At 71.5% G+C, this 17564-nt stretch carries 15 protein-coding genes; 12 read left to right on the top strand and 3 right to left on the bottom strand.

Translation table 11 applies throughout. The features are described from left to right. Window positions 1–183 precede the first annotated feature (183 nt). Window positions 184–1050, bottom strand: a complete 867-nt coding sequence (locus OHT51_RS39520) for a LysR family transcriptional regulator (protein WP_328883721.1) — start codon at window positions 1048–1050, stop codon at window positions 184–186. Window positions 1051–1118: 68 nt separating this feature from the next. Here OHT51_RS39520 and OHT51_RS39515 point away from each other — a divergent pair, with 68 nt between their 5' ends. After that, a complete protein-coding gene (locus tag OHT51_RS39515) occupies window positions 1119–2060 on the top strand; it encodes an EamA family transporter (RefSeq protein ID WP_328883720.1) in 942 nt (313 codons plus the stop codon). A gap of 68 nt (window positions 2061–2128) precedes the next feature. Here the strand turns inward: OHT51_RS39515 and OHT51_RS39510 are convergent, their stop codons facing one another. After that, window positions 2129–2794 (bottom strand): GntR family transcriptional regulator, encoded by a 666-nt coding sequence (locus OHT51_RS39510; RefSeq protein WP_328883719.1) that lies wholly within the window; start codon window positions 2792–2794, stop codon window positions 2129–2131. Window positions 2795–2888: 94 nt separating this feature from the next. On the opposite strand from OHT51_RS39510, the gene glyA reads away from it, so the two are divergent. The 10 genes from glyA (at window position 2889) to OHT51_RS39460 (ending at window position 15721) form a co-directional block, all read left to right on the top strand. Beyond that, complete coding sequence (glyA, locus tag OHT51_RS39505; protein WP_328883718.1) at window positions 2889–4205, top strand: serine hydroxymethyltransferase; 1317 nt, start codon at window positions 2889–2891, stop codon at window positions 4203–4205. Next, window positions 4202–5422 (top strand): sarcosine oxidase subunit beta family protein, encoded by a 1221-nt coding sequence (locus tag OHT51_RS39500; protein ID WP_328883717.1) that lies wholly within the window; start codon window positions 4202–4204, stop codon window positions 5420–5422. Before glyA ends, OHT51_RS39500 begins: the two co-directional genes overlap by 4 nt. 23 nt (window positions 5423–5445) lie before the next feature. Next, window positions 5446–5745 (top strand): sarcosine oxidase subunit delta, encoded by a 300-nt coding sequence (locus OHT51_RS39495; RefSeq protein WP_328883716.1) that lies wholly within the window; start codon window positions 5446–5448, stop codon window positions 5743–5745. Next, window positions 5742–8606 carry a sarcosine oxidase subunit alpha family protein gene (locus OHT51_RS39490; RefSeq protein WP_328883715.1) on the top strand — a complete coding sequence of 955 codons (2865 nt, stop codon included), beginning with the start codon at window positions 5742–5744 and terminating at the stop codon, window positions 8604–8606. Before OHT51_RS39495 ends, OHT51_RS39490 begins: the two co-directional genes overlap by 4 nt. Next, window positions 8599–9222: a sarcosine oxidase subunit gamma gene (locus tag OHT51_RS39485; RefSeq protein ID WP_328883714.1), complete on the top strand. Its 624-nt coding sequence runs from the start codon at window positions 8599–8601 to the stop codon at window positions 9220–9222. The genes OHT51_RS39490 and OHT51_RS39485 overlap by 8 nt, the downstream gene beginning before the upstream one ends. 448 nt (window positions 9223–9670) lie before the next feature. After that, on the top strand, window positions 9671–11314 hold the full coding sequence (locus OHT51_RS39480) for a serine/threonine-protein kinase (RefSeq protein ID WP_328883713.1): 1644 nt from the start codon (window positions 9671–9673) through the stop codon (window positions 11312–11314). An 89-nt stretch (window positions 11315–11403) separates the two neighbouring features. Beyond that, complete coding sequence (locus OHT51_RS39475) at window positions 11404–13380, top strand: FHA domain-containing protein (protein ID WP_328883712.1); 1977 nt, start codon at window positions 11404–11406, stop codon at window positions 13378–13380. 287 nt (window positions 13381–13667) lie between these two features. Beyond that, window positions 13668–14660 (top strand): dihydroxyacetone kinase subunit DhaK, encoded by a 993-nt coding sequence (gene dhaK / locus OHT51_RS39470; RefSeq protein ID WP_328883711.1) that lies wholly within the window; start codon window positions 13668–13670, stop codon window positions 14658–14660. Window positions 14661–14706: 46 nt separating this feature from the next. Then, window positions 14707–15306: a dihydroxyacetone kinase subunit DhaL gene (gene dhaL, locus OHT51_RS39465; RefSeq protein WP_328883710.1), complete on the top strand. Its 600-nt coding sequence runs from the start codon at window positions 14707–14709 to the stop codon at window positions 15304–15306. Next, on the top strand, window positions 15299–15721 hold the full coding sequence (locus OHT51_RS39460) for a PTS-dependent dihydroxyacetone kinase phosphotransferase subunit DhaM (RefSeq protein ID WP_328883709.1): 423 nt from the start codon (window positions 15299–15301) through the stop codon (window positions 15719–15721). The genes dhaL and OHT51_RS39460 overlap by 8 nt, the downstream gene beginning before the upstream one ends. Window positions 15722–15961: 240 nt before the next feature. On the opposite strand, the gene OHT51_RS39455 is transcribed toward OHT51_RS39460, so the two are convergent. Beyond that, window positions 15962–16624: a TetR/AcrR family transcriptional regulator gene (locus tag OHT51_RS39455; protein ID WP_328883708.1), complete on the bottom strand. Its 663-nt coding sequence runs from the start codon at window positions 16622–16624 to the stop codon at window positions 15962–15964. Between the two features lie 167 nt (window positions 16625–16791). Here OHT51_RS39455 and OHT51_RS39450 point away from each other — a divergent pair, with 167 nt between their 5' ends. Then, the gene (locus OHT51_RS39450) at window positions 16792–17553 is read left to right on the top strand and encodes an SDR family NAD(P)-dependent oxidoreductase (protein ID WP_328883707.1); all 762 of its coding nucleotides are present in this window, start codon (window positions 16792–16794) and stop codon (window positions 17551–17553) included. Window positions 17554–17564: the final 11 nt, after the last annotated feature.

The raw sequence follows: 17564 nt of genomic DNA, 5'->3' as shown, positions 1-17564 counted from the left end.
CGCGCATGGTGTGCTGGAGGTGACGGGAAGGACCCAGACCGGCGCGGGGAAGCGGATGACGGCCGCGCACCGCGCAATCAGGATCCGCGAGAAGTGGATAGGGCCCTTCCCGCCCCCATGTCCTGCTCCGCCCAGTGTCCTGCTCCGTCCCCGTGATGTCGCCCGGGCGCCCCTGAGCGTGCGTCAGTCGCCCCGGTAGAGCGCTGTGAGCAGTTCGATCGCCGCCTGCGCTGCGGGAGGCGGGTCGTCGCGCCACCAGGCCAGCCGTACGGCGATGGGTTCGGCGTCCCTGAGCGGCCGGTAGACGACACCGGGGCGCGGGTACTGGTGGGCGGTGGCCTCGGCGGTCATGCCGACGCAGCGGCCGGTGGAGATCACCGTGAGCCAGTCGTCGACGTCGTGCGTCTCCTCGGTCGCCGGACGCGAGTCGGGCGGCCACAGATCGGTCGTCGTGGTACCCGTGCGACGGTCGACGAGGAGGGTACGGCCGCTCAGGTCGGCCAGCCGGACCGAGCGGCGCCGGGCCAGCGGATCGTCGGCGGCCACGGCGCACAGGCGCCGCTCCAGTCCGACGATGGCGGTCTCGAACCGCCGGTCGTCCACCGGCCTGCGCACGACGGACAGATCGCAGGCGCCTTCCACGAGCCCCGCGGTGGCCGAGTTGACGCGGACGAGCTGCAGGTCGGTTCCGGGGTTGGCGGCGGCCCAGCGACGCTGGAACGCCGGGGTGTGCCTGCCGAGCGCCGCCCAGGCGTAGCCCATCCGCAGCCTGGCGTGCCCGGAGGCGGCCTCCCGGACCAGGTCGTCCACCTCGCCGAGCACGCGCCGGGCGTGCGCCAGGACCCTCAGTCCGGTGCCCGTCGGCGTCACCTCGCGGGAGGTCCGCCGCAACAGCCGTACGCCCAGGGCGCGTTCGAGTGAGGCCAACGAGCGGGAGACGGCCGCCTGGGAGACGCCGAGGGCGATCGCGGCGTCGGTGAACGTGCCCTCGTCGACGATCGCGACGAGACAGCGCAGCTGCCGCAGCTCCAGATCCGTGGCTCGATCCATGACTCAAGCGTATAGACGGACGCGCGGACGCATTTTGCGCAAAGATCGAGCGGTCGCACGATCGGCGTATGCGCACCCGCCCAGCACCCGCGTCCGCCGCCGCGCTCGCGCCTGTTCCCGCGTCCACGCCCGCTCCGGCGTCCTCGCCTCCGGTTCCGCTCGACGGCCCCGCGCAGAGCGGCGGGCGTCTCGCCGGTGTGGCCACGATGATCGGCAGCGGACTGTCCACCCAGACCGGCGCCGCGATCGGCTCCCTCGCCTTCCCCGTCCTCGGCCCGATCGGTGTCGTCGCCGTGCGCCAGTACGTCGCCGCCGTCGTCCTGCTGGCCGTGAGCAGGCCGAGGCTGCGCTCGTTCACCTGGAGTCAGTGGTGGCCGGTCGCCGCGCTGGCCGTGGTGTTCGGCACCATGAACCTCTCGCTGTACTCGTCGATCGAGCGCGTCGGCCTGGGCCTGGCCGTGACGCTGGAGTTCCTCGGCCCTCTCACCATCGCCCTGGCCACGTCGCGCCGCCGCGTGGACGTGTGCTGCGCGCTGATCGCCGCGGCCGGTGTCATCACCCTCATGCGTCCGCAGCCCACGACCGACTACGTGGGGCTGGCGCTGGGCCTGCTGGCCGCCGCCTGCTGGGCGTCGTACATCCTGCTCAACCGCACCGTCGGCCGGCGCATCCCCGGCGCCCAGGGCGCGGCGGCCGCGTCCGGCATCTCCGCCCTGATGTTCCTGCCGGTCGGCGTGGTCATCGCCGTGCAGCACCCGCCCACGGCCGGCGCCCTTGCCTGCGCCGTCGCCGCCGGGCTCCTGTCCTCGGCCGTGCCGTACCTCGCGGACCTGTTCACCCTCCGGCACGTCCCGGCCCGGGCCTTCGGACTGTTCATGAGCGTCAACCCGGTCCTCGCGGCCGTGGTCGGGCTGATCGGTCTGGGGCAGGACCTGGGCGGGCCGGAGTGGGCGAGCATCGGCGCCATCGTCGCCGCCAACGCGCTGAGCATCCTCACGTCACGGGACTGACGCGGGGCAGTTCGCCAACTCCCGGAGTGCGCAAGCGAGTTGTCGGTGCCGCCATCGCACCTCGCGTATCAGATGGCGTCGCGGATGGCCCGTTCGAAGCCCTCGACATGGCTGCGGGCGAGCTGCGCCGCTTTGTCGGGGTCCCCGGCGATGATCGCCTCGACCAGCGGTCCGTGCTCCTCGACATGGCCGGCCATGTCGGACAGCCGGTCGACGAACAGGCACCAGATGCGGGTCGCCAGATTGTCGTGGCGGACGAGAGTGTCCTCCAGGTACGGATTGTGCGTGGCGGCGTAGATCGCTCGGTGGACCTGAAGGTCCAGGTGCATGAGCTCGGCGGCGGCGCGCTGCCGGGGCCCCTCGCTCTCCAGCTCCACCCGCAGGGCCGTCAGGACGGCCCGGTCCGCGGCCGTCGCGCGGCGTGCGGCCTGGGCGGCGGCCAGGGGCTCCAGTTCCAGGCGCACCTCGGAGATGTGGGCCAGGTCGGTGATGTTGACGTCGGTGGCGAAGGTGCCGCGTCGGGGGTAGGTGGTGATGAGCCGCTCGTACTGGAGCCGCTTGAGCGCCTCACGCACCGGCGTCCGGCCGACACCGAGCGACTGGGCCAGCTGGTCCTCGTTGATCGGCGCGCCCGGGCGGATCTCGAGCATGACGAGCCGGTCGCGAATGGCGCGGTAGGCCCGCTCGGCCAGGGACACTTCCTCGCCCCTGGGCGCGGTCGCCACGTTCTGCATGAGGCCCCCTTGACCTGTCCGGCGAGCTCTCATACCGTACCGCAGAGATTGATATATCAGTTGCTCATTAGTTGGCTCCCAGGATGGTGCACAGATGGCAGCGAACCCGTCGATCACCACGTCCGCCTCCCCCCTCTCCCTCCCGCTGCGCGAGCTCGACCCGGATGTCGCCGCCGCCGTCGGCGCGGAGCTCCACCGCCAGCAGTCCACGCTGGAGATGATCGCCTCGGAGAACTTCGCCCCGGCCGCCGTCATGGAGGCCCAGGGCTCGGTGCTGACCAACAAGTACGCCGAGGGCTACCCGGGCCGTCGCTACTACGGCGGCTGCGAACACGTCGACGTCGTCGAGCAGTTGGCCATCGCCCGGGTGAAGGAGCTGTTCGGCGCCCAGGCCGCGAACGTGCAGCCGCACTCGGGCGCCCAGGCCAACGCGGCCGCGATGTTCGCGCTGCTCGACCCGGGCGACACGATCCTCGGCCTCGACCTGGCGCACGGCGGTCACCTGACCCACGGCATGCGCATCAACTACTCCGGCAAGCTGTACAACGTCGTGCCGTACCACGTGCGCGAGTCCGACCTGCGGATCGACATGGACGAGGTCGAGCAGCTCGCCCTGGCCCACCGGCCGAAGATGATCGTCGCCGGCTGGTCGGCCTATCCCCGGCGGCTGGACTTCGCGGCGTTCCGGCGGATCGCCGACGCGGTGGGCGCGTACCTGATGGTGGACATGGCGCACTTCGCCGGCCTGGTGGCCGCGGGCCTGCACCCGAACCCGGTGCCCTACGCCGACGTCGTGACGACCACCACGCACAAGACCCTCGGCGGCCCGCGCGGCGGGGTGATCCTCAGCCGTGCCGACCTGGCCAAGAAGATCAACTCGGCGGTCTTCCCGGGTCAGCAGGGTGGCCCGCTGGAGCATGTCATCGCGGCGAAGGCGGTGGCCTTCAAGGTGGCGGCGGGCGAGGAGTTCAAGGAACGCCAGCAGCGCACCCTGGACGGCGCCCGCATCCTCGCCGGCCGGCTGCTGGCCGACGACGTGGCCGAGGCCGGGATCACCGTGCTGACCGGCGGCACCGAGGTCCACCTGGTCCTCGTCGACCTGCGCCACTCCGCGCTCGACGGGAAGCAGGCCGAGGACCGGCTGCACCGCGTCGGCATCACCGTCAACCGCAACGCGGTCCCGTTCGACCCGCGCCCGCCGATGGTCTCGTCGGGGCTGCGGATCGGCACCCCGGCCCTGGCCACCCGGGGTTTCGGGGCGGCGGAGTTCCGGGAGGTCGCCGACATCATCGCCGAGGCCCTCAAGGACGAGCAGTTCCGCGACGAGCACGCGGGCCTGCTGCGCGAGCGGGTCGAGAAGCTCGCCGGCGCGTTCCCCCTGTACCCCCACCTCGACGGAGCCACGGCATGACCGCCGAACCGCTGCCGGAGCACCCGGACTTCCTCTGGCGCAATCCCGAGCCGCGCTCCTCGTACGACGTCGTCATCGTCGGCGCCGGAGGGCACGGCCTGGCCACCGCGTACTACCTCGCCAAGAACCACGGCATCACCAACGTCGCCGTCCTGGAGAAGGGCTGGCTGGCCGGCGGCAACATGGCGCGCAACACCACGATCATCCGCTCGAACTACCTGTGGGACGAGAGCGCGGCGATCTACGAGTACGCGCTCAAGCTGTGGGAGGAGCTCCCGGAGGAGCTGGACTACGACTTTCTGTTCAGCCAGCGCGGCGTCCTCAACCTCGCGCACACCCTCCAGGACGTCCGCGAGGGCGTGCGGCGCGTCAACGCCAACCGCCTCAACGGAGTCGACGCCCAGTGGCTCGAACCGGACGAGGTCGCCAAGGTCTGCCCCATCCTCAACGTCTCGTCCCGCACCCGCTATCCGGTCCTCGGCGGCACCTTCCAGCCCCGGGCCGGTATCGCCAAGCACGACCACGTCGCCTGGGCGCTGGCCCGCCGGGCCGACGAGATGGGCGTGGACCTGATCCAGGGCTGCGAGGTGACCGGCTTCCTCAAGGACGGCGACCGGGTCGTGGGCGTCGAGACCAACCGGGGCCGCATCCTCGCCGGCCGGGTCGGGCTCGCGTCCGCCGGGCACAGCAGTGTGCTCGCCGAGCGGGCGGGCGTACGGCTGCCGGTGCAGTCCCACCCGCTGCAGGCGCTGGTCTCCGAGCTGCACGAGCCGGTGCACCCGACGGTCGTCATGTCGAACCACGTGCACGTCTACGTCTCTCAGGCCCACAAGGGCGAGCTGGTGATGGGCGCGGGTGTCGACTCGTACAACGGCTACGGGCAGCGCGGTTCCTTCCACGTCATCGAGCAGCAGATGGCCGCCGCCGTCGAGCTGTTCCCCGTCTTCGCCCGGGCGCATGTGCTGCGGACCTGGGGCGGCATCGTCGACGTGTCCCCGGACGCCTCCCCGATCATCGGGACCACCCCCGTCGAGAACCTCTACGTCAACTGCGGCTGGGGAACGGGCGGCTTCAAGGCCACCCCGGCCGCCGGCTGGACCTTCGCGCACACCATCGCCACGGGCGAACCGCATCCGCTGAACGCCCCGTTCGCCCTCGAACGCTTCGCGACGGGTGCGTTGATCGACGAGCACGGCGCGGCAGCCGTGGCCCACTGAAAGCCTGTTGAGAGAAGGACACCGTGCTGCTGATCAGCTGCCCATGGTGCGGCCCCCGCGACGAGACCGAGTACCACTACGGCGGACAGGCCCATGTCCCCTACCCCGAGACCCCCGCCGACCTCACGGACGAGCAGTGGGCCGAGTACGTCTTCTACCGGGACAACCCCAAGGGCCCCTTCGCCGAGCGGTGGATGCACAGCACCGGCTGCCGTCGCTGGTTCAACGTCCTGCGCGACACCGTCACCTACGAGGTGCTGCGCTCCTACCGGCTCGACGAGCCCCGCCCCGAACTGCCCCAGGCCGGAGGGAACAACCGATGACCGACCAGCGATTCCGGCGGCGGCAGGGGGGCCGTATCGACCGGGCCCGCGTGCTGCGGTTCACCGTCGACGGGCGGGAGCTGACCGGTCACCCCGGCGACACCGTCGCCTCCGCGATGCTGGCGAACGGTGTTGTCGAGGTCGCCCCGTCGCTCTACCGCGGCCGCCCCCGCGGCATCGTCGCCGCCGGCGTGGAGGAGCCCAACGCCCTGCTCCAGATGGACGGTTCGTGCTCGGAAGGCATGCTCCCGGCCACGACTGTGGAGCTGTACGACGGGCTGTCCGCCACCACCCTCTCCGGGATGGGCCGGCTCGACCCGACACCCGACCCCGCGGTCTACGACAAGAAGTACGTCCACACCGACGTGCTGGTGGTCGGCGCCGGACCGGCCGGACTCGCGGCCGCCGCCGCTGCCGCCGGCTCCGGCGCCCGCGTGATCCTCGTCGACGACCAGCCCGAGCCCGGCGGTTCGCTGCTCTCGGGCACGCGGACCGGCCTCGAGTGGGTCGCCGAGGTGCGCGCGGCCCTCGACGCCGCCCCCGACGTCGTGGTCCTGCAACGCACCACGGCGTTCGGGTCGTACGACGACAACTACGTACTGGCCCTCCAGCGGCGCACCGACCACCTCGGGGCCGACGCCCCCGACCCGTCCGAGGGAGTCTCGCGTCAGCGGCTGTGGCACATCCGGGCCCGCCAGGTGGTCCTGGCGACCGGGGCCCACGAGCGTCCCTTGGTGTTCGCCGGCAACGACCTGCCCGGGGTGATGCTCGCCGGGGCCGTGCGTTCGTATCTCAACCGGTATGCGGTGGTGCCGGGTTCGCGGACTGTCGTCAGCACGACCAACGACAGCGCGTACGACACCGTCGCCGACCTCCACGCCGCCGGGATCGACATCGCCGCCGTCGTGGACGCACGCCCCGAACTGTCCGGCAGGGCCGCCGAGGTCGCCGGGGCGACCGGGGTGCGGGTGCTGACGGGCAGCGCGGTGGTGTCCGCCGCGGGCGGCGGACGACTCACCGGCGTCACCGTGCAGGCCCTCGACGAGGACGGCCAACTCACCGGTACGCGAGAGTCGTTCGACTGCGACCTGCTCGCCGTCTCGGGCGGGTGGAGCCCGGTGGTACACCTGCACAGCCAGCGTCAGGGTCGGCTGCGCTGGGACGAGGAGCTGGTCGCGTTCGTCCCCGACGGAACCGTGCGGGACCAGCAGGTCGTGGGTGCGGCGCGTGGGACGTACGACCTCGACGGCTGTCTGGCCGAAGGGGCGCGGGCGGGGGCACAGGCCGAGACGGACGCCGGTTTCCCGGTCGTCGTACCGTCGCTCGGCGATGCGCGATCCGCGCCCGGCCCGGTGCGCGCACTGTGGCTGGTCCCCGCCCCCGACGGCGAACCCGCCACCTGGGACACCCATCTCGTCGACCTCCAACGCGACGTCACCGTCGCCGACGTGTGGCGGTCCACCGGTGCCGGCATGCGCGGCGTGGAGCACGTCAAGCGCTACACCTCGCTCGGCACGGCGAACGACCAGGGCAAGACGTCCGGCGTCAACTCCATCGGCGTGATCGCCGAGGCCCTCGGCGGTTCGCTGGGCGAGATCGGCACCACGGCCTACCGCGCCCCGTACACGCCGATCGCTTTCGCCGCGCTGGCCGGGCGTGAACGGGGCGAGCTGTTCGACCCGGAGCGCACGACGTCCATCCACCCCTGGCATGTCGCTCAAGGGGCGGTGTTCGAGGACGTCGGACAGTGGAAGCGGCCCTGGTACTACCCCGGGCCGGGCGAGGACATGGACACGGCCGTGGCCCGCGAATGCCGGGCGGCCCGTGAGGGAGTGGCGTTCATGGACGCCTCCACCCTCGGCAAGATCGAGATCTGGGGCGCGGACGCGGGCGAGTTCCTCAACCGCATGTACACGAACGCCTTCAAGAAGCTGAAGCCCGGCATGGCCCGCTACGGCGTCATGTGCAAGCCCGACGGCATGATCTTCGACGACGGCGTGACCCTGCGCCTCGACGACAACCGCTACTTCATGACCACCACGACCGGCGGTGCCGCCGGGGTCCTGGACTGGCTGGAGGAGTGGCTGCAGACGGAGTGGCCCGAACTCGACGTCCACTGCACCTCGGTGACCGAGCAGTGGTCGACGATCGCCGTCGTGGGCCCGCAGTCACGCGAGGTCGTAGCCCATCTCGCCCCCGACGTCGACCTGTCCAACGAAGCGTTCCCCTTCATGGCCTTCCGCGAGACCACCCTCGCCTCCGGCATCCCGGCCCGCATCTGCCGGATCTCCTTCTCCGGTGAACTCGCCTACGAGATCAACGTCTCGGCGTGGTACGGCCTGTCGGTCTGGGAGGAGGTGTACGCGATCGGCCGACCGTACGGCATCACCCCGTACGGCACCGAGACCATGCACGTCCTGCGCGCCGAGAAGGGCTACATCATCGTCGGCCAGGACACCGACGGCACCGTCACCCCGCAGGACGCGGGCATGTCCTGGGTGGTCTCGAAGCAGAAGGAGTTCATCGGAAAGCGGTCCTACTCCCGCGCCGACACCTCCCGCACCGACCGCAAGCAACTGGTCGGCCTGCTGCCGGCCGACCGCACGACCCGGCTGCCCGAGGGCGCCCAGCTCGTCGCACCGGACGTCTCCTTGGAGACGGTGCCCGTGCCGATGCTCGGCCACGTCACCTCCAGCTACCACAGCCCGGCCCTCGGCCGCCCGTTCGCCCTGGCACTCGTCGCCGACGGACGGGCGAGGATCGGCGAGACCCTGCTCGCCCCCGTGGGCGATGCCCTGGTGCCCGTCGAGGTGACCGACTTCGTCCTCTACGACCCCGAAGGGACCAAGCGAGATGGCTGAGCCCACGACCGGCACAGGCTCCGGCCCGGTGGCACCGCGCACCAGCCCCCTGGCCCATCTGGAGGACCGGATGCGCGCCGCCACCGTCACGGGGGTCCGGGGTGTGGCGCTGACCGAGCGGCCGTTCCTCACGATGGTGAACCTGCGGGTCGATCCCGCCTCCGAGGCGGCCGACCGCGTGGCGAAGGCTCTGGGGACGCCACTCCCCCGACAGTGCGGCCACACCACTGCATCCGGCGCCCACGCGATCGTCTGGCTCGGTCCCGACGAATGGCTCGTACTGTCCGAAGACACCACCGTGGCCGCCGAGTTGAAGGAGGCACTCGGAGCGGACCCCGGCTCGGTCGTGGACGTCTCGGCCAACCGCACCACGCTGGAGCTCGGCGGCCCGGCCGCCCGGCAGGTCCTGGAGAAGGGCTGCCCGCTGGACCTTCATCCCCGGCTCTTCGGCCCCGGCCGGGCGGTGTCCACGACGGTGGGACCCGTGGCGGTACTGCTGTGGCAGGTCGACGACGAGCCGACGTACCGGCTCTTCCCGCGCTCCTCGTTCGCCGACTACCTGGCCCGCTGGCTCATCGACGCGATGAGCGAGTACCGGGGGCCGGAGGTCCCTTGACGGGCCCGAACTCTCCCGCTCACCACCGCCTCCGGCTGATCGGCACCTGTCGAGCCGGAGGCGCCGGTTTTGGACAACAGGTCGAGAGCTGCCGCAAGTTTCCGCGATGAGGCGAACCATTCGGACGGGCCTCCGCGTGTAGCACAAGGCGGCTCCCGGAAGGTCCGGGATGTGGCGGGGGCACGGCCGCGACGCCTCCGCGCGAGGAACTGTCCCGGAGGGACGGCGCGTTGTCCGGGGAACGGGCGGGGGCCATGACAGCCGGTCGGGCACGTGCGACATCATGTGTCCGCGCCGGGTCGATGACCGTCGGCCCGCGACGCCGCACGCCGCGCGCGGGGTGGCGGGCTCGCTGTCGAGCGCTGTATACGGGGATGCGGAACTGCTGCGCGAGGGCGACATCGGCGATCGCCCCGGCCGCCGCACGAGGAGAGGGAGAGCCGTCCGGATGCACAACAAGGAGGCCGTACAGGTGCCACCGGACCAGGAGCGGAGGATCGCGGGCCGCTACCTGCTGCTGTCCCGCCTCGGCGAGGGCGGCATGGGAACGGTGTGGCGGGCGCGCGACGAGACGCTGCACCGCGATGTCGCCGTCAAGGAGGTACGTGCCCCCGCCGGGCTGTCCGCCGCGCACATCGAGCGAATGTACACCCGGCTGGAGCGCGAGGCATGGGCCGCCGCCCGCATCCCCAACCGCAACGTGGTGACCGTCTACGACGTGGCCACCGACGACGGCCGTCCCTGGATCGTCATGGAACTCGTCCGTGGCCGCTCACTGGGAGACCTGCTGCGCGCCGAGGGACCTCTGGCCCCGCAGCGGGCGGCGCAGATCGGCGCCGAGGTCCTCTCAGCCCTGCGCGCTGCGCACCGTGAGGGGGTACTGCACCGCGATGTGAAGCCCGCGAACGTGCTGCTCGGCGACGACGGCAGCGTCGTACTCACCGACTTCGGCATAGCCATGGTCGAGGGCGACTCCTCGCTGACCATGACCGGCGAGGTCGTGGGCTCCCCCGAGTACCTTCCTCCCGAGCGGGCCCTCGGCCGCACTCCGGGTCCCGAGTCCGACCTGTGGTCGCTCGGCGTTCTGCTGTACGCAGCCGTGGAGGGCCTCTCCCCGTTCCGTCAGGACACCCCGCTCAGCACCCTGCGCGCGATCGTCGACGAGGAACCCCCGACGCCGCGCCGGTGCGGCCCGCTCACTCCGATCATCGAGGGGCTTCTGCGCAAGGAGCCCACTGAGCGGATGACCGCCGAACAGGCCGAGCGGGAGCTGCGGAAGAGCGCGGCGGGCGGTATGGCCGCGACGCCCCCGGCGGCCGCCGAGGAATCGCCCACGAGCACCGCCCCGGAAGCACCCACGGCCGGTGACACCCCAACGATCGGTGACGCACCCACGGTTGGTGACGCAACGACCGCCGGTGACGCAACGACCGCCGGTGACGGTACGTCGGGGTCGGCGCACGCCGTGATCGGGAGATCGCTTGCCGAGCCGGCTCCGTCGCCTCAGCCCGTTCAGTCGCCTCAGCCCGCTCAACCCGCTCAACCCGCTCAACCCACGGCCACCGCACCTGCCGGCGTCTTCGGGCCGCCCATCCCCTTCGAGCCGCAGCCGGCCGACGTCCCGCGCCGCCGTCGACGCACCCCGGCCCTGATCGCCGGCGCGGTGGCGTGCGCCCTGCTCATCGGCGGGCTGAGCTACGTACTGGTGAATCGCGGCGAGGACGAGGGAGGGAACGCCAAGGCCACGGACACGTCCCAGCAGGTCCGTGCGACGGTGACGGGCGTGAACACGACGTACGTCGGGGAGTGTTCGCCGCCGGCCGGCCAGGCCCCCACCTTCACGGCGACGTTCGCCGTGGACGAGGCACCGGCCAGGATCACCTATCGGTGGGTGTCCAAGGACGGTTCGGTGGTCGACCGCGAGTGGCGCTCCCTCAACTTCGCGAGCGACGGGGACCGTACGGGCCAGGACGTCGTGCGTCTGACGGCGTACTCCAGGGCCGGAACCTTCACCAGCGAGATCGGCGTGGAGGTCAAGGGACCCTTGGGGACGACCTCGAACACGGTGCCCTTCTCGGTGACGTGCGAGTAGGCCAGTGTTCCAAGATCGGTTGAACCGCCGCGGGGGATACTTACGTGTATGTCCCGGGGGAGTTCACCCTCACACAGAGTGCGAGGAGTATGCAGGTGCCGTCGATCATCGTGGGACAAACAGGTCCTTTCACTGGCCAGAGTGTGGTTCTGGACGGTGCACCGCTGACCCTCGGCCGTAAGGGCGACAACGGAATCGTGCTCGTGAGCGCCAACGCCTCGCGCCTTCACGCCGAGATCGTCACGGAGGACGCCGGGTTCGTCCTGTACGACCGGGGCAGCCGCAACGGGACGTACGTCAACGACGAACGCGTCACGCGACATGTGCTGCGCCCCAACGACTGCATACGAATAGGCGACGAGACCTTCCTCTACGAGGCGCAGGACGCGATGGAGACGGTCATCGACCTCTCCCTGCTCAACTCCCCGCGCATCGACCCGAGCGCCGACTCCGGCACCCTGCGCGTCACGGTCACCGGCGGGGGGCCGGTCGGCCTGGCCTTCGCCCTGGCGCTGGAGGAGCAACTCCGGGGACGTACACAGATCACCGTGTACGACGCCCGTTGGTGCAAGGAAGGCTCCGCCGTCGTCTGGAAGGACGAGCGGCACGGCAACGTACGGCGCCAGCAGGTCGTGACCGTGCAGAGCCGGCAGTACCTGGCACTGTCCGACGAGGTCCGCTCGGCGCTGTTCGACAACACGGCCGGCTACTCGGAGATGTGGCCCGTCGGACCGGACTCGGTTGACGGCCGTCCGCCGCGCAACATCCGCATCGCCTACGTCGAGGACCAGCTGCTGGAGCTGGCCAACAAGCGCGAGGCCATCAGGCTGGTCCCCAAGCGTTTCGACGTGGAGGAGCAGCAGAACCGGATCGCCCAGGACCACGTGCTCGTCATCGCCGAGGGCGGGCGTTCCCGCACCCGCGAACACTTCGCCGACCGCTTCGGAACGGCCGACGCGTCGATCTACTCCCTCGACGGCGAGCACCTGCGGGACATCGTGCTGGGGCTGCGGGTGAAGTCGACCCTGCCGGACCCCATGAGCGTCCTGCTCACCGTGTCCCAGAACCGCTTTCTGCTCAACTCGCTGCGCGGCGAGGGCTTCCTGAACATGCGGCTCACCCGCGAGGAGGCCGAGGACGTGATCGGCATCGACCCGGTCCGCAAGGTCTTCGAGGAGTGCATCGCCGCCCGGCCCTGCGTCATGACCCGCGGCGAGCACAACGAGTTCACCTGCCCCACGCACGGCACCCTGTTCCTGCCGGCCCTGCTTCAGGGTTCGCCGCTGTGGAAGCGGATCCTGGAGGGGCTGAAGATGTTCGGGGTGCCCGAGGCGGACCTGTCGGCGGTCACGTCGTTCCGTCTGGACATGGTGCAGCGCCCGCGCTTCACGGCCCAGCTCAGCCGGCCCACCGCGAAGACCCCGGGGACGTTCGGTTTCCTGCTCGGCGATGCGGCGAACGCCATTCACTTCTGGCCCGGCCGCGGCCTCAACAGCGGCCTGGCGTCGGCCACTTCGCTCGCCCGCTCCCTCAGCCGAGTCTGGCAGGGCCGACCGCTGCGCGACGCCGACTTCATCCGGCACGAGGCGGCGATGTCGATGCTTCAGTACCGGCACAAGTCCCGGGCCTGGAACGCGATGGTGGCCACCGACGACGAGGGCATCACCCGCGCCATCAAGGACATCGTCGCCCGCAGCATGCAGCCGGACGACGGCTCCGCCGCGCAGCGCTCCGACCTCGACCTGCTGCTCGACCGCATGATCGCCATCCGCGAGCGCCTGTCGTCCCGCCTGCCGGGCATGCCGACCGACGAGGTGCTGCGCGCCCACCTCGCCGCGCTCGCCCCACAGACGCTGCGCACGCTTCAGGAGAGCGGGGCGTGGGACACCCTGATCGTCAGCGGTGAGGAGGCCGACATCGACATCTTCTACCAGTCGGAAGTCCCCGTCTTCGTTCCCCGCCCCGCCGACCCGCGCACCGACCTTGCGCCGCAGGTGCCACAGGTGCCACAGGAGGCCAAGTTCCTCAACCCGCACCATGCGGGCCCGGCAGTCGCACCGTCGTGAGTCGGCGCCCGTGAGGGGTGCCGGCGCGGAATCGGGCGGGCGGTGAGCGGCCGCCGTTCCCCCCTTTTAGCTGGTCAGCGCCCTTGGGCACTCGCGCACGTGACCTTCGCTGCCGCAAGGGCGATACTGCCGACATCAGGGCTTCGGCGACGACACGCCGTCCCGCCGGAACCTCCCGAACCCGCCCACGACCGCCACGGACCGCCAAGATCGAAGCCTCGCCCCACGTGCCCTGCCCGGACAAGCGCTGGTCAGGGGGCCGGAGCCAGTCTCACCAGGAGGTACCCATGAAGATGCTGATCAACGTCGCGGAGACCGTGGTCGCGGACGCACTGCGCGGAATGGCTGCCGCTCATCCCGAGCTGGTCGTCGATGTGGAGAATCGGGTGATCGTGCGGCGCGACGCGCCGGTGCAGGGGAAGGTCGCCCTCATTTCCGGTGGCGGGTCGGGGCACGAGCCGCTGCACGGTGGATTCGTCGGCCCGGGGATGCTGTCGGCGGCCTGTCCGGGTGAGGTGTTCACGTCGCCGGTGCCGGACCAGATGGCGCGGGCCGCCGCCGCCGTGGACAGCGGTGCGGGTGTGCTGTTCATCGTGAAGAACTACACGGGCGACGTCCTCAACTTCGACATGGCCGCCGAGCTGGCCGAGGACGAGGGCATCCAGGTCGCGAAGGTGCTCGTCAACGACGACGTGGCGGTCACCGACAGCCTCTACACCGCCGGGCGGCGCGGCACGGGCGCGACCCTGTTCGTGGAGAAGATCGCCGGTGCCGCCGCCGACGAGGGGCAGTCGCTGGAACGGGTCGAGGCCATCGGGCGGCAGGTCAACGAGAACTCCCGCAGCTTCGGCGTCGCCCTCAGCGCCTGCACCACCCCCGCCAAGGGCAGCCCCACCTTCGATCTGCCGCCCGGCGAGCTGGAGTTGGGCATCGGCATCCACGGCGAGCCCGGCCGGGAGCGGCGCGCGATGATGACCTCGGGCGAGATCGCCGACTTCTCGGTGGGCGCGATCCTCGACGACATGACCCCGCGCAATCCCGTGCTCGTCCTGGTCAACGGCATGGGCGCGACACCGCTGTTGGAGCTGTACGGCTTCAATGCCGAGGTCCAGCGGGTGCTCGCCCAGCGCGGTGTGACCGTCGCCCACACTCTCGTCGGCAACTACGTCACCTCCCTCGACATGGCCGGCGCCTCGGTCACCCTGTGCCAGGTCGACGAGGAGCTGCTGCGGCTGTGGAACGCGCCGGTGAAGACGCCGGGGTTGCGGTGGGGTATGTGATCCGGAGCCGGACGACCGCAACGCACCTGCCATGCAAGGAGATCCAGTGCTCGACGCCGATTTCTTCCGCCGTTGGATGACGGCGACCGCCGCCTCCGTCGACCGTGAGGCGGAACGGCTCACCTCCCTCGACTCGCCCATCGGGGACGCCGACCACGGCAGCAATCTGCAACGCGGGTTCACCGCCGTCGCGACGGCGCTGGAGAAGGAGGCGCCGCAGACGCCGGGCACGATCCTGATGCTCGCCGGGCGGCAGCTGATCTCTACGGTCGGCGGGGCGTCGGGCCCGCTGTACGGGACCCTGCTGCGGCGGACCGGCAAGGCCCTCGGGGACGCCGGTGAGGTGAGCGAGGAGCAGTTCACCCAGGCGCTGCGGGCCGGGGTGGACGCCGTCATGACGCTCGGGGGCGCTGCGCCGGGCGACAAGACCATGATCGACGCGCTGGTGCCGGCGGTGGACGCCCTCGGCGACGGATTCGCCGCGGCGCGGGCCGCCGCCGAGGAGGGTGCCCTGGCGACGACGCCATTGCAGGCCCGCAAGGGGCGGGCGAGCTATCTCGGCGAGCGCAGCATCGGGCACCAGGATCCCGGCGCCACGTCATCGGCGCTGTTGATCGCGGCCCTGGCGGAGGCGAACGATGAGTGACGCGACGAAGGGCGAGGGGCTCGTAGGCGTCGTGCTGGTCTCGCACAGCGCCCAGGTCGCCGCGTCGGTCGCCGAACTGGCCCAGGGTCTCGCGGGCGGCTCGACGACCGTGCCGGTGGCCCCGGCGGGCGGCACCGAGGGCGGAGAACTCGGCACCAGTTCCGAACTGATCGCCGCCGCTGCCGCCTCCGTCGACCGTGGCGCCGGTGTCGCGGTCCTCACCGACCTGGGCAGCGCGGTCCTCACCGTGAAGGCCCTGCTCGCGGAGGGCGACGAACTCCCCGACAACACACGCCTGGTGGACGCCCCGTTCGTCGAGGGCGCGGTGGCCGCGGTCGTCACAGCAGCGGCGGGCGCCGACCTGGCGGCGGTGGAGGCGGCGGCTGCGGAGGCGTACACGTACCGGAAGGTGTGAGGCGGCCTACGGCAACCATCGCGGCGGGGGCGCCGCGGCAGTGTTCCCGCCACTGGGACACGCGCCGCGGGCCCTGCCCGCCGGTGCTGCTCTGCGGGCGGTGGCCGGGCTCCCCGGGCCTTTGCGGCCGACACACGGGATCTCCGCCCATGACGGCGGCCCGCCGCTCTGCGTCCCTCATCCGCCGACCATCGCCCCTCGGCCGCACCCCGCGAGCCGCCACGCCGCCAGGGCCCGCCCCTAGCCGACCCCCTCCGCCGCAACCCCCAGCGCCAAACGCAGTGTCGCCGCCAGTTCGGTCTTGGCCGTCGCCCCGTCGGGGTGGGTGTCGGCCGTGTGCCAGGCGTAGTGCTCGACCGCGGCGCGCAGGGCTGCGTTGAAGATCGCGGCCTGGATGGTGGGGCGGAGGTCGTCGGCGGGTAGGCCGGCCCGTTCGGCGAGGGCGCGCGCGAACGCCGGTTCGGCCTCGTCGTAGGTCTGGAGCCAGATCGCGCGCAGACCGGGCTCGGTACGCGTCAGCCGTACCAGCGCACCGACGGTCGCGCGGTCGGGGCCGGCGAGTTCGTGCTGCTCGTGAGCGAGTTCCTGGTCGAGGAGTTCCTCCAGGGGCTGCCCGGGTTGCCACCGCCGCAGGCAGTCGGCGATCAGGTCGATCCCGGCCGAGAACAGCGGACGTACGCAGTTCTCCTTGCTCGGGAAGTAGCGCCACACGGTCCGCGAGGAGACACCGACCGCCGCTCCGATCTGCTCCCCCGTGGTCGCCGCCACGCCCTGGGTGACGAACAGGTCGACCGCCGCCCGCGCGATCTCCAGCCGGATCGCGGCCTTGCGCTCATCGGTCAGGGGCGGTCGCCCCGTGGGCCGGCTCGCGGGTCGGCTCGTACGTCCACGGGCTGCGGTCATGGTGTCCTCCGGCCGACGCTGATCACTCTCCCGGAATTCTCCCCGACGATTTTATGTCACTCAGAGACATTAAGTCGTAGGGTGTGGCCCCGGGCGGCGCTCGACACCCCGCCCGTCGGACAGAACACCCCCTCGCCACACCCTCGCCACACGTATGGGAGCACTTCATGAGCGGCGGACTGGACGGACGCAGCGTCATCGTCACCGGAGCGGGTTCGGGCATCGGACGCGCGGCCGCCTTGGCGTTCGCGAAGGAGGGCGCCCGGGTCGTGGTCGCGGACCTCAACGCCGAGGGCGCGGAAGCGGTCGTCAAGGAGATCGAGCAGGCCGGCGGCGGCGCGGTCGCGGTGGTGGGCGACCTGAGCCAGCAGGAGGTCGTGGACCGGGTCGTCGAGACCGCCGTCGCACGCTTCGGCGGCGTCGACGTCCTGGTCAACAACGCCGGGATCATGGACCGCATGTCGGCCCTGGCGGACGTCACAGACGCCGAGTGGGAGCGCGTCATACGGGTCAACCTCACCACCCCGTTCCTGCTCACCCGGGCCGCGCTGCCGCACATGCTGGAGGCGGGACGGGGCGCCATCGTGAACACGGCGTCGGAGGCCGGCCTGCGGGGCAGTGCGGCCGGTGCCGCGTACACGGCGTCGAAGCACGGCGTGGTGGGGCTGACGAAGTCCCTGGCCGTGATGTACCGCAAGCAGGGGATCCGCGCGAACGCCATCGCCCCGGGCGGCACCCGGACGGGCATGGTCGTGGATGCGGCGCAGGACGCGCACGGGCCGGCCGCCCTCGGTCCGCACTTCGTCAACCTCGGCCGGCTGGCCGAGCCCGAGGAGCAGGCCGCCGCCATCGTCTTCCTGGCCTCGGACGCGGCGAGCAACATCAACGGCGTGATCCTGCCGGTCGACGACGGCTGGTCGGCGGTCTGACGACCCCTCGC

Origin of the sequence: Streptomyces sp. NBC_00299 (assembly GCF_036173045.1) — a bacterium.
Lineage (GTDB): Bacteria > Actinomycetota > Actinomycetes > Streptomycetales > Streptomycetaceae > Streptomyces > Streptomyces machairae.
This window is presented reverse-complemented; position numbering and strand designations above follow the sequence as displayed.

What these genes read in the sequence shown, in the direction of transcription:
- OHT51_RS39520 (WP_328883721.1), bottom strand. Translation starts at nt 1,050, where the DNA reads ATGGATCGAGCCACGGATCTGGAGCTGCGGCAGCTGCGCTGTCTCGTC.
- OHT51_RS39515 (WP_328883720.1), top strand. Translation starts at nt 1,119, where the DNA reads ATGCGCACCCGCCCAGCACCCGCGTCCGCCGCCGCGCTCGCGCCTGTT.
- OHT51_RS39510 (WP_328883719.1), bottom strand. Translation starts at nt 2,794, where the DNA reads ATGCAGAACGTGGCGACCGCGCCCAGGGGCGAGGAAGTGTCCCTGGCC.
- glyA (WP_328883718.1), top strand. Translation starts at nt 2,889, where the DNA reads ATGGCAGCGAACCCGTCGATCACCACGTCCGCCTCCCCCCTCTCCCTC.
- OHT51_RS39500 (WP_328883717.1), top strand. Translation starts at nt 4,202, where the DNA reads ATGACCGCCGAACCGCTGCCGGAGCACCCGGACTTCCTCTGGCGCAAT.
- OHT51_RS39490 (WP_328883715.1), top strand. Translation starts at nt 5,742, where the DNA reads ATGACCGACCAGCGATTCCGGCGGCGGCAGGGGGGCCGTATCGACCGG.
- OHT51_RS39485 (WP_328883714.1), top strand. Translation starts at nt 8,599, where the DNA reads ATGGCTGAGCCCACGACCGGCACAGGCTCCGGCCCGGTGGCACCGCGC.
- OHT51_RS39480 (WP_328883713.1), top strand. Translation starts at nt 9,671, where the DNA reads ATGCACAACAAGGAGGCCGTACAGGTGCCACCGGACCAGGAGCGGAGG.
- OHT51_RS39475 (WP_328883712.1), top strand. Translation starts at nt 11,404, where the DNA reads ATGCAGGTGCCGTCGATCATCGTGGGACAAACAGGTCCTTTCACTGGC.
- dhaK (WP_328883711.1), top strand. Translation starts at nt 13,668, where the DNA reads ATGAAGATGCTGATCAACGTCGCGGAGACCGTGGTCGCGGACGCACTG.
- OHT51_RS39460 (WP_328883709.1), top strand. Translation starts at nt 15,299, where the DNA reads ATGAGTGACGCGACGAAGGGCGAGGGGCTCGTAGGCGTCGTGCTGGTC.
- OHT51_RS39455 (WP_328883708.1), bottom strand. Translation starts at nt 16,624, where the DNA reads ATGACCGCAGCCCGTGGACGTACGAGCCGACCCGCGAGCCGGCCCACG.
- OHT51_RS39450 (WP_328883707.1), top strand. Translation starts at nt 16,792, where the DNA reads ATGAGCGGCGGACTGGACGGACGCAGCGTCATCGTCACCGGAGCGGGT.